This window comes from Pedobacter sp. 01N416 (assembly GCF_056399685.1).
On record NZ_JBFTRT010000115.1, the window covers coordinates 1 to 10,668 of the forward strand.

Here is a 10,668-nt window from a genome sequence, read left to right on the forward strand (position 1 = left end):
GAACAGATAACCCGGCCGAGTAGTATTCCCCGCTGCCAATATTCCCTTGGCCTACAGTAACTATTCTGGTGCTATCGTTTTGTGCGGTTTTACTATCTAAAATTAAATCTTTTGTTTTAGCATAACTCAATGAAAAAAATAATCCGCTTTTATAATTGTAACTCACCTCAAAATTATTGGTAAACTGGGGTTTTAAGTATGGGTTTCCCTGTGCTATGGTATAAGGATCCATGTAAAAATTAAATGGATTTAACTGCTGGTAATTTGGTCGATCTATCCGTCGGCCATAGGTGTAACGTAGATTACTACTTTCAGAAATTTTCTGATTAACAAAAACCGTTGGAAATAATGATAAATAATGTTGTTTTACCGATGTATTATTGGTTACAGATGTTCCGGTAGATTGGGTAAACTCTGCCCGTAAACCAGCCTGAAATTGCCACTTACCCAGATCTTTTGATAAGTTTGCATAAGCTGCATTTACGTTTTCTTTGTAAATAAAATTATTGCTTTGCCCTACAACATTTTGCCATTCATTATTTACCAATGCCAACGATAAAAAATCATTATTGGTTTTTACATAAGCGCTTTTTAAACCGGTTTCCAATTTTGTAGTTTTTGATAGCGGCCAGGTAAAATCTGTTTTTGCAGCATAAATATCAATGGCTGTTTTACTATCGTTTTTAATGATCGTATTGTTGTAAACAGTCCCTTTTTCATCGTAAAAGTTAGTGTTAAAATTTTCCAGACCCGAGTAATCAAAGCCTGAGTAATCGGCATCAAAGTTTAAACTTGCGCCCTCTTTTTTAAAATCATGCCTGATATTAAAATTTGCGCTATAATTTTTGTTTGGGGTATTCGCATCAGAATATTGGATTAACGAATTATTGCTGGCAACTCCATCCTTAATCTCGTTTATAAAGGTTTGAGAGAAATTATCCAATTTACGTGTATTCGTACTGCCATCAAGCATAATACCAATGGTTGTTTTTTCACCTGCGTAATAATCTGCACCTAGTTTTGCGGCCAACCGCGATCCTGTATATATTTTTTGAAAATTCTGGTTAAACATACTCTGTAAACCATTGGCATTGGTGCTCCGCTCTAAAAATAAATTCGAAAAATTATTATTTTTTGAAGCATTTGCATTGGTGAAAAAATTCCACTTTTCTACACGGTGATTTAAATTGAAGTTAAGCTCCGATCCGTAAATGTTGGTGGGTAAGTTAGCCCTTATTGCATTGCGATAGGTTGAAGAGACACTTCCGTTGGTGCCAAATGCTTTGTTCTTTTTAAGTTTAATGTTGATGATACCCGCGTTGCCGGCAGCATCATATTTAGCCGATGGGTTAGTAATAATTTCGATGGTAGCAATCTGGCTGCTGCTTAAGCCATTTAGATAAACCGTTAAATCGGCACTCGATAAAAAGTTGTTCTTCCCATCAATCATCACCATTACACCTGATTTATTGTTTAATAAAATTTGGTCATTTTGCCTGTCTAACTGTACGCCCGGCGCTTTCTCTAAAATTTCGAGCGCCGTACCACCTGTTGCAATAATGCTGTTCTCTACATTCAGCACCATTTTATCGATCTGATGTTCAATAAAAGGTTTTTTGCCCTGAACGCTCACGTCTTTTAATTGTTTGCTTAAACTTTCGATCGTGATAGCAGGTAATTTCATGTCTTCGTTAAGCGAAAAACGGTTAGTTTTTTTACTTTTAAAACCCACTATAGAAATCGACAATACATACTCGCCGCTTTTCAACTGATCAATTGCAAACGCTCCTTCGATATTGGTCGATACGCTTTTAACCACAGTGGTATCAGGATAATTCAGCACCCTAACAATCGCAAACGATACCGGAACAGTCTTTTCATCAACAATTTTCCCTGTAAGTTTATTTAATTTTTGGGCAAAAGAAGCCCCATATGCCATAAAGCATGCAACTAGCGTAAATAATGTTTTCATGGTTTTTTCTTATAGGTACTTTTATGATGTTTATCGGATCGTATTATTCAGGCGCTATACCCAATTCTTCCTTAACTTCCTTAATCCGGTTTGATACAGAGTCCTGATAAAGGGTATCATTAGGCCTATCTTGGTGCAAATGGTCTAAATCACGTAGCTCTTGCTCTAACTTTTCCTTTTTTAACGCCTCTTCTTTTAATTTTGCAACGCATTTCAAACCATCATCCGTCATAATCCATACACTAGAATCGTTGTGGTCGTTTTCGCTGTCGTTACATTCCCAGGTCCAGTAATTATTAACATAGCGGTAAGCATCCTGCTTTAAAATTAATTTTGTACCCACTGGAATTTCAAGATTTAACCTTACTTCCTGGTTTCTCCAAATGGTTCCTTTTCTCAATTGAAACCGCGGACTAAAAATCAGTTCAGCATCTTTCACTACATAATTGTAGCTAATGTTCTGTGCATTTTGTAAGGCACTTTGAAAAGTTTTACCCTGCGATTCGTATTTCTGTGTTAAACGGGTAACACCGGTTTCACTTTTGTTAATATCAATGCGGATACGGTTCGGCGAAACAAAAGGTCCGTCTTCAAAATCGTCAACTACAATCTGGTGGCGATTGTTCGCATCAATGTGGTAAGCCGCGCTATCTTCTTTACTGAAATATTTACTTTTATCAATATTGATGGTATACACCGGATAAGCTTTCAGGTCGGTTGTTTGTGTTAACTCCGCATGTTGCTTAAATTCTGATGATATTTTAGCTGCTTGATAACCTGTTATAGCTACACCGGCCAACCAGATAATTAACAGGGCAAAAGAAAGTGTTTTGTTAATGGCCTGTTTGTTAAAAGCTACCCTGATCGAGAATAATACCAGGGCTAAAATCGGTACAAAGCAAACAATAAATGCACCAAATAAAATTGCCCCCCTATTTCCTTCATTAATAATAGAGAAGGGAAAATATTCGTAAATACTCGCATCCCAAAACCCCTGAAAAGCGGCCGTACCAATAATTAAAGCAATTAAAAAGAGTACGCCAAATACAACGATAAAACCCGCAATTACTTTAAAAATAACCTTTCCGGTGCCCGAAATAAAGCGGCCAAGCCATTCGAAAAATTCTCCTATAAAATTCCCTAAACGGGCAAATATCGGCTGAGCATGTTTATTTACTTCGCTCAAACGTTCCTTAACGGCCTGTAGCTCTTCATCTAAGTTCTTTTGGAAACCCTGAAGATTTGCAGGTTCGCCTTTCATTTCCATTCTTTCGATACGCGATTTGGCTTTTGGCATGATGATCCAGAGTATGGCATACACCAGCAATCCAAATCCACCAGCAAAGCTGATCAGTAATGTAGCCAACCTAATCCATTTAGGATCTGCGTTTACATAATGTGCAATACCCGCACAAACACCCGCTACCACGCGGTCGTCCATATCGCGGTACAGTTTTTTCTCCGTGTATTGGTATTGATAGCTGTTATTGATCACTGGCTCTTCTTCACCTTCCTCTACCGTGTCAAAATCCTGCACCTTGCCCATTTGCGCAATCACCGAATTTACGTTGGCCGAATCTACCACTTGTTTTTTCTGCTCTTCCAATTGCTCGGTTAACAGTTCGGCAATCCGGTTTTCGATATCCGTTACAATTTCAAGGTCATCTGCATGGTTGGCAAAATATTGTTTTACTTCGTTCAGGTAGGCCTTTAAGAGTTCGTAAGCACTTTCTTCAATATGAATAATCGTGTTCCCTATGTTTATGATGATGGTCTTTTCCATTTCCTTTTTAATATTTATGAATTGGCTCCTTTTTGTGAAATACCTACAGCATAAGCCAGCTCCTGCCAGGTTTGATCTAGTTGTGATAAAATACCCCGACCGTCTTCGGTTAAGGTATAATATTTACGCGGTGGACCTGAGGTAGACTCTACCCAGTTGTAGCTTAATAAACCATTGTTTTTAAGCCTTGTTAATAATGGATATAATGTACCCTCAACCACCAATAGCTTTGCCGTCCTTAATTCGGCAATAATATCCGAAGCATATATTTCGCCCCGGGAGATGATTGATAAAACACAGTACTCCAGAATTCCCTTCCGCATTTGTGTTTGCGTATTTTCTGCTATCATAATACAAAGATATATGTTTTATATACTACCATGCAATACATAGTACTAAAATAAATTAAAGTAATTTCATAAATACCTGATTATTAATTAATTAATTTTTAATAAAAATTTCATGTTTAAGGTTTAGGTAGATAAAAACTAAGTATTTATAGCTTTTTTTAGTAAAGCAGGGGCCTGTATTCCTTAGGTTTCGACAGTCCTGCTATCACCTATAGTCCCGATTTAGATACCCTTTAAATATAAAATATTCGATAAAATCGGGAGCTATTCGGTTCTATCAGGTTTAAGGTGGAGAGGGCTGGTATTACTAGTAATGATCTTGGGATAATGCCAGAACAGCCCCTTGTAAATAAACCCGACAGAGTAGGTAGCCCGCATCCCGATTTTTCATCGGGAGAGGACTACAAGCGATGGCGGGACTGCAGCTCCCATGAAAAACAGGACGCAGATTTTCTAAAAGAAGAAATTTGTAGCGACCGTTTTAGATTTCCAAGATCCGCTTGCGCACACGCCCGTCCAGGCTTCGAGGAATTAAATATATAAATACTATAGATTTAATATATTTTAATAATTTTGCAGCGTCTTAACTTATTTTCATGAAAAAATCTATTGCCAGCATTGTTGCTGAGGCAAACGAAAGCGGCGAAGGAACGCTCAAAAGAACCTTAGGGCCGATAAACCTTATTTTAATTGGCGTAGGCTTAACGCTTGGTGCAGGTTTATTCTCCATTACAGGTTTGGCCGCAGCCAATCACGCTGGTCCGGCAGTTACCCTATCTTTCATTATCGCGGCATTGGGCTGTGGTTTTGCAGCTTTGTGTTATGCTGAGTTTGCATCCATGATTCCAGTTGCAGGCAGTGCCTATACTTATTCTTACGCTACCATGGGCGAACTTTTCGCCTGGATTATAGGCTGGGATCTGGTATTGGAATATTCTGTGGGCTGTGCTACAGTAGCCATCAGCTGGTCGCAGTATTTAACCAGGCTTTTAGCCAGCTTGCATATTTATCTTCCTCCGCAATTAACCTTATCCCCTTTCGAAACCGCTAAACTTGCCGATGGCTCTACCGTTAATGGCATTGTAAACATCCCTGCAGCATTGGTGGTGGTATTAATGACAGCCATATTAATCCGTGGCACCAAAGGCTCTGCCATTGTAAATGGAATTATTGTGTTTCTTAAAGTTGGTGTGGTATTGGTTTTTATTGCGCTGGGCTGGCAATATATCGATCCTGCAAACTACCATCCATACATCCCCGAAAATACCGGAACTTTTGGTCAGTTTGGCTGGAGTGGCGTTTTACGTGGTGCTGGTTTAGTGTTTTTTGTATTTATCGGCTTCGATGCCGTGGCAGCTTCGGCACAGGAAACAAAGAATCCAGCGAGAGATTTACCAATCGGCATCATTGGATCATTAGTGGTTTGTACGGTTTTATTTGGTTTGTTCGGGCATGTGATGACTGGTCTGGCCAATTATAAAGAATTTGCCAACAGTGGTGCTCCAGTAGCCATTGCCATCGAAAAAACACCTTACGCCTGGTTAAGTCAGGCTATTATTTTGGCGATTTTGATCGGTTATACTTCTGTAATTTTAATCGATTTAATGGCACAGTCGCGAATGTTCTACTCCATTAGTAAGGATGGCTTATTGCCAAAGATGTTTTCTGACGTACATACTAAATTTAAAACACCATATAAATCGAACGTTATACTTTGTGTATTTATTGGACTTTTTGCTGCATTTGTCCCCATGAATGTGGTAGGCGAAATGACAAGCATTGGTACCTTGTTGGCCTTTTTAATGGTTTGCGTTGGCATCTTGATCTTAAGAAAAACAAATCCTGAAGCTAAACGTCCATTTAAAGTTCCTTTTGTGCCCTTAATCCCTATTTTGGGCATTTTAACCTGTATTGCCATGATGGTATTTTTACCTTGGGAAACCTGGGTTAGGTTAGCGGTCTGGTTAATTATTGGTTTAGCCATTTACTTCTGGTACGGTAAAAAGAATAGCAAATTAAAAGCACAGAAAGATAAAACAGAACGATAGGTAATAAACTCATTACTATACAGATAGCATGATTAAGCTGTTTCATTTTCTAGACAGCTTAATCAGCGGTTACCCAACTAATTGCACTGATAAACGTATAAATATCAGCGGAATAACAAAAAAGTATAAGTTATTAACAATTCAACATTTTTCTTAGTTTTTGGCTTGGGATTTGTCTTAAGAAAATTAACCCTATTAAACTCATTCCTATGCTTATTAAATTAGACACATCAGTTTTCAGGCTTTCCAGGCACAAAGCAGAAAGCGAAAAAAAAAGTATTACACCACTTACAAGAGCGCAATGGATTACTGCTGATAGAATCGTAATAGCAGCGATGTTTATTGCAACAATTGTTGGCGCAATCTTATTTTAAATTTCCGATGGTTGATCAAAAATCTTCAGAAATCATTTCCTTATTCATTACCACTGCGGCCATTGTTCCTGCAGCTGTAATAATAGATAGCGACCTGAACAAGGTTGCACAATCTCCTGCGGCATAAACGCCTTTGGCAGTGCTTTGCTGCTGCTCATCTACTTTTATCATTTTTAAATCTGTTAATTCAAAACCGAGCTGTTCGTTGAAATTACAATGTTGTTCAACATCCGATTTGAGGTAAATCGCCTTTAAGGCTATTTTTTCACCATTCTTAAAAACAACATCTTCGAGATAACCATTATTGTGCAGTAGTTCAACAACTTCATCTTCTATAATACTAATTGATTTGGATTTCAGTTTTTCAGTCTGCTCGGCGCTTAGCTGCGATTTACCATTGGTTAAAACCGTTAAATCTTTATTCCAATGGTTCAGGGTTTTGGCCATCTCAAATGCATGCTCGCCATTCATTAACAGGCCTATTTTTTCATTCTTCACCTCGTAACCATGGCAATAAGGGCAATGTATAGCAGAAATTGCCCAGCATTCAGCCAAACCTTTAATATCAGGCAGCACATCTTTTAAACCTGTGGCCAACAATATTTTTCGTGCAGTAAAATTTTCGCCGTTTTCTATGCCAACATTAAAACCTCCATCTATTTGTATGGCCGAAATGGCTTTCCCTTCTAAAAATCTAACTGTTGGATATTCCAGTACTTCTGCTTTAGCAGCTTTAGAAATAGCTGCAGGCTCATGACCATCATGCGTTAAAAAATTATGCGAGTGTGGCGTTTGCCTGTTGCACGGTTTACCGGCATCAATTACCAAAACATTTCTGGTCGCCCTACCCAAAGTTAATGCGGCAGATAAACCAGCGTAGCTTCCACCAATTATGATTACATCAAAATCCATATCTATATCTTTTAATACAAAGATCCAAAACGAATTATCAAACGCAACATAATTGCATTAAATGAATGTCATTTTTATTTTCTGAAGATTGTTGCCTTAATAAAGCTTCCATAATATAGCCGTTCCTCAACAATCAGATAATCGGCTTTGAAAAAGTAAGAATTCATATCAATAAGCTGATACGCTTCTACTATGCCCAACAATTTAAAAAAGCCATACATCGATCTGATTAACAACCATTTCCACCAGTTTCCGTTGGTTTTATTTAACGAAAAGTCAACCAGAAACCACAATCCATCTTTCTTTAAATACCCATTTAACTGTACAAACACCTTTGCAGCGCGTTGTTCGGCAAAGTTATCAAACAGAAAAGGTGTTAAAATTACATCAAATAATACATCAGTTTTAAAATCCTCGATACCGATGTTTACAAATTCAACGTGATTATTTTCATAGCTTCGTTTTTGAGAAAGCGCAATCATTTTAGCGGATATTTCAACATAAACGATCTTTAATCCGGTATAAGTCTTCGAGAGTTCTTCCAGGATCCACCCGGTTCCTCCGCCAACAATTAATATATGGCTATTCTCCTGAATATATGGAAGTTGATTGACCTGCGCATTAACCTGCGATTTAAAAAACACCAAACGGCTTAAAGCATCGTAATGACCTGCTATTTTATCATAGTTGTTAAGCATAGTATCAGGTAATGAGAATTAGGTATCAAGATTGAACTTTTCAAATAATATCGGCTTTAGTCTTTATACTTAATGAACAAACTGCATCCCAATCATTCCACATATCGCCTTAAACAAAATAAGTCCATCAATTACCATCAGATAATAAAGGATATTTTTTCTGCGGTGCATAGAATAGGCCACATAAATGGTCAGGATAAAAGGCAACACATTAAATAAAACCTGTGGCAATCCAAAACCTTTGTAACTGGCAAATATGCCTAAAGAAACTAAACCTATAATCAGCAATGGGATCAGGATACTGAAAATTGTTCTGCGCAGGCCATAACGTACTACGAATGTCCTTAAATGTCTATTAGCATCGGTTGGATAATCTTTAATATCAAAAATGATTGCATTTACCGTGCAGAACATCCAGTTTTTAATAAATAGCCAGGTCCACAATACAGAATCGTGGTAGCCAACCCCAGTTTCAATTTTAAGCATAATCAGCGGCAGCACATTGGCACAGCAGGCCCATACAAAACCAATTACAAAAGCTTTTAACCAGCCTGTATTGCGCAGATTAAATTTGAGGAAAGATCTGGGCAGTAAACCATAATATAAGCCGCCTGCAATGATRATGATCAATATAGCTATCCAATAACTGATGGGCAGGCCCGTAATATGCTGAAAGTTTTGATAGAGCAGATTTACGGCCAACAGCATACAAATAATAAAAAGCACAGCCTGGCTCCAGTTGATAAACATTTTATGTTTGAAATACCACTGATTGCGTGGATTAGTTGTTGATGGTTTGGTAGAAACCTTATTGTAAGCGTAGGTATAATAGATGGTTGGCGCCAGAAACAACAACAGGTAGTAATTTAATGAATTAAGTGGCAACCTTAATTGGAAGGTTGCTTCGAGCGTTAGGGCAACAGCTAAAATACCCACGAAGTAGTTTCCAAAGAAAATGAACCTGATAATTTTACCGAACATTTGCCGCAATTTTCAGCTGGCAATTTCGGATATATAATTGAATAAGGTAAATAAATAAAACATAAATTACAATCTATCTAAACTCATTTCTGTGAAGAAAAAACATATTTTAGAAGAAGTGATTTTCTGCTATATTGGGCCATTGAGAAAAATTAACAAAAACGACATTGATTGTAACAACACTTACACTCAGCCAAATAGAAAAATAACATGGAAGAACAAAAAGACGACTTAAATTCGACTGCAGATACCACTCCAAAAGTGACAGGAATTGGTGGCATTTTCTTTTTTTCAGATAATCCGCAGGAAACGAAAGATTGGTATGCTAAAAATTTAGGATTTGAAATGAGTGCCTGGGGCACCTCGAGTTTTGAATCCAGAAACCTCAATAATCCTGATGAGGTCGAATCACTTCAATGGAGTCCGTTCAAAAAAGGGGATGAATATTTTTCGCCGTCCAAAAAAGATTTCATGATTAACTACCGTGTACAGAATATTGAAGGGCTCGTAAACAAACTCAAAGAAAACGGTGTAACCATACTCGATGAGATTGCAACTTACGATTATGGTAAATTTATCCATATTATGGATGGAGAGGGCAATAAGATTGAGTTGTGGGAGCCTAAATAATGTATTTAATCCATTTTGTCTTCTGATTGGATAGCTATCTGATCAGAATGACAGGATTTAATAGAAAAATCGTCATCTCGACTGAAGCGCAGTCCCGAACTTTCGGGAGAGAGATCTATCTAGAAAGATTTAGCTTCGCCGAGCCTTCGGGTTCTCGACTGCGTTGCACTCCGCTCGAAATGACGAATATAATTTTCGCAAACAAAAAAGGTTGTATTATAAGTTGTATTTCCGATAGATTTGTCATGTTGAGCTTTGTCGAAACGCCTTTAAGATATTTAAAAGAGGTCCTTCGACAAGCTCAGGATGACAATGTTACACTTATGATACAGCCTCTTAGGAATTAAGTGGGAAATGATCCCGATTGAAATTGGGACGATCCTCACGGTATAAAGGAGGTGACATAAACCAGTTGATGCAATCAATTTTTCTATCATAACCCTGCTTTTCCATTTTTTAATCTGGTTTTCCTTAATTCTTGCATCTCTTAAATTATCAAAAATCCCGAACCAGACAATAAACCAATCACCAGTATGCCCGGTAAAACCTGAATGATTTGTATTGTGCTTCTTTAACTGTTAGGTTAACAGTAGAACCGATATAATGTTTATCGCGCGTTTTGGAATATAGAATATAGGTGTAAAACATCTTTAACAACTGTTTAATTATTTTGGGATGTCTATTGCTTTTAGAAATCTTAATAGGAAAGTGATTTCTATATGAATTAAAAGCCGTCTAATTTTACTAAAGGCTTAGCGGGAAATGATCCCGATCCCAATCGGGACGCCCCTTCGGTGTAAACGAGGTGCTCTGARCCAGCTTCAATAAATATCAAACAAAAAAGTCCTTCAGTAAAACTGAAGGACTTGAGTGGGAAATGAGGGGTTCGAACCCCCGACCCCCTCGGTGTAAACGAGGTG

Annotated in this window: 9 protein-coding genes; 3 read left to right on the forward strand and 6 right to left on the reverse strand. The window is 37.8% G+C overall.

Annotated features, from left to right (window positions below; genetic code table 11):
* The 3 genes from AC1DND_RS08425 to AC1DND_RS08435 form a co-directional block, all read right to left on the reverse strand.
* On the reverse strand, positions 1-1,972 hold a 1,972-nt coding region (locus tag AC1DND_RS08425; RefSeq protein ID WP_477580739.1), incomplete at its 3' end, for a TonB-dependent receptor domain-containing protein.
* A gap of 43 nt (positions 1,973-2,015) precedes the next feature.
* Positions 2,016-3,755, reverse strand: a complete 1,740-nt coding sequence (locus tag AC1DND_RS08430) for a PspC domain-containing protein (protein WP_477580741.1) — start codon at positions 3,753-3,755, stop codon at positions 2,016-2,018.
* 14 nt (positions 3,756-3,769) lie between these two features.
* Positions 3,770-4,105, reverse strand: coding sequence for a PadR family transcriptional regulator (locus AC1DND_RS08435; protein ID WP_029275299.1), 336 nt, complete (start codon positions 4,103-4,105; stop codon positions 3,770-3,772).
* A gap of 596 nt (positions 4,106-4,701) precedes the next feature.
* Between AC1DND_RS08435 and AC1DND_RS08440 the strand changes: the two genes are divergently transcribed.
* Both AC1DND_RS08440 and AC1DND_RS08445 read left to right on the forward strand, forming a co-directional pair.
* Entirely contained in the window at positions 4,702-6,153 is a 1,452-nt protein-coding gene (locus AC1DND_RS08440; RefSeq protein ID WP_477580744.1) for an amino acid permease, read from the forward strand.
* Between the two features lie 209 nt (positions 6,154-6,362).
* The gene (locus AC1DND_RS08445; RefSeq protein WP_215130492.1) at positions 6,363-6,527 is read left to right on the forward strand and encodes a hypothetical protein; all 165 of its coding nucleotides are present in this window, start codon (positions 6,363-6,365) and stop codon (positions 6,525-6,527) included.
* A 15-nt stretch (positions 6,528-6,542) separates the two neighbouring features.
* Here AC1DND_RS08445 and AC1DND_RS08450 read toward each other — a convergent pair whose 3' ends face one another.
* The 3 genes from AC1DND_RS08450 to AC1DND_RS08460 all read right to left on the reverse strand — a co-directional run bounded on the left by AC1DND_RS08450 (position 6,543) and on the right by AC1DND_RS08460 (position 9,118).
* On the reverse strand, positions 6,543-7,439 hold the full coding sequence (locus AC1DND_RS08450) for an NAD(P)/FAD-dependent oxidoreductase (RefSeq protein ID WP_477580746.1): 897 nt from the start codon (positions 7,437-7,439) through the stop codon (positions 6,543-6,545).
* A gap of 74 nt (positions 7,440-7,513) precedes the next feature.
* Complete coding sequence (locus AC1DND_RS08455) at positions 7,514-8,137, reverse strand: class I SAM-dependent methyltransferase (RefSeq protein WP_477580747.1); 624 nt, start codon at positions 8,135-8,137, stop codon at positions 7,514-7,516.
* Between the two features lie 69 nt (positions 8,138-8,206).
* Positions 8,207-9,118, reverse strand: coding sequence for a UbiA prenyltransferase family protein (locus AC1DND_RS08460; RefSeq protein ID WP_477580749.1), 912 nt, complete (start codon positions 9,116-9,118; stop codon positions 8,207-8,209).
* 210 nt (positions 9,119-9,328) lie between these two features.
* On the opposite strand from AC1DND_RS08460, the gene AC1DND_RS08465 reads away from it, so the two are divergent.
* A complete protein-coding gene (locus tag AC1DND_RS08465) occupies positions 9,329-9,748 on the forward strand; it encodes a VOC family protein (protein ID WP_477580751.1) in 420 nt (139 codons plus the stop codon).
* Positions 9,749-10,668: the final 920 nt, after the last annotated feature.